Raw genomic sequence first — 928 nt, 5'->3', positions numbered from 1 at the left:
GGGAAGGAGTCCGCCCGGCTTCCTGGAGCCCGAATCAGTCGCCGCGCCGATAAGACCACTCGAGCACTTGCATACTCAAGTCATCTGTATATAGTTGCCGCATGAGTGAAGTTGAGATGCGTGAGCCCACGATGTTGGTGCTCACTTCGCTTGCGGGGGGCCGTAAGCACGGATACGCGCTGATCGCGGACGCAGCCGAGCTGTCGGACGGCCGTGTGCAGTTGAAGGCGGGAACGCTCTATGCGGCACTAGATCGTCTGGTGGAGCGGGGCCTCGTGACCGTCGCTGGCGACGAGGTCGTGGACGGCCGCAATCGCCGGTACTTCGAGATCACTGGTGAAGGGATCGACGCCCTGCAGGCCACAGCAAGCAGGCTCGAAGCCAATGCTGCTGCGGCGCGGTCGCGGATCGCTGGGTGGCGTCCGCGCGGTATCGCCGGGCAGATGCAGTTCGGGGGGATCTGATGAGCACGATGCACGTCGAACAGGGAACCCTCGAGCAGAGCTACCGACGGCTCGTCCGTTGGTACCCAGGGCGTTGGCGTCGTCAAAACGAGGACGCTCTCATCGGGACCCTGCTGGACGTTGCGGAAAGCGAAGGGCGGAACCGACCGCGACGATCGGAAGTCGTTGACCTGGCTGCCAACGGGATCGGCACTCGCGTCGCCGCGGTCCTTCCCGCAGCTGCACGGGATCGGGCCGCGGGCTTCGCGCTTGGGACTGGGCTGGCGTGGTCCTTGGTGTACTTCGTCGTGCAGGACTGGATGCCTTGGAACCCCAAGGCGCACAACTACGCGCTGAATCCGATGGGACCCTTTAACAGCCCCGGCGTCATCGTCACAGCACTGTGGGTCCTGGCCGGTGTCTTCGTGCTGTTCGGCAGGCACCTCCCGGCACGCTTGTCAGCGTTGGCGTCGTCGGTGGTCGCC

Annotated in this window: 1 protein-coding gene and 1 pseudogene; both read left to right on the top strand. The window is 64.8% G+C overall.

The features are described from left to right. Positions 1-101: 101 nt before the first annotated feature. Positions 102-464 (top strand): PadR family transcriptional regulator, encoded by a 363-nt coding sequence (locus ITJ56_RS18115; protein ID WP_194632022.1) that lies wholly within the window; start codon positions 102-104, stop codon positions 462-464. Continuing rightward, positions 464-928, top strand: a pseudogene (locus tag ITJ56_RS18110) (hypothetical protein); the annotation flags it as partial. The gene ITJ56_RS18115 and the pseudogene ITJ56_RS18110, both read left to right, overlap by 1 nt.

The sequence above is a fragment of the Curtobacterium sp. VKM Ac-1376 genome, assembly GCF_015351025.1.
GTDB lineage: Bacteria > Actinomycetota > Actinomycetes > Actinomycetales > Microbacteriaceae > Curtobacterium.
This window is presented reverse-complemented; position numbering and strand designations above follow the sequence as displayed.

What these genes read in the sequence shown, in the direction of transcription:
- ITJ56_RS18115 (WP_194632022.1), top strand. Translation starts at nt 102, where the DNA reads ATGAGTGAAGTTGAGATGCGTGAGCCCACGATGTTGGTGCTCACTTCG.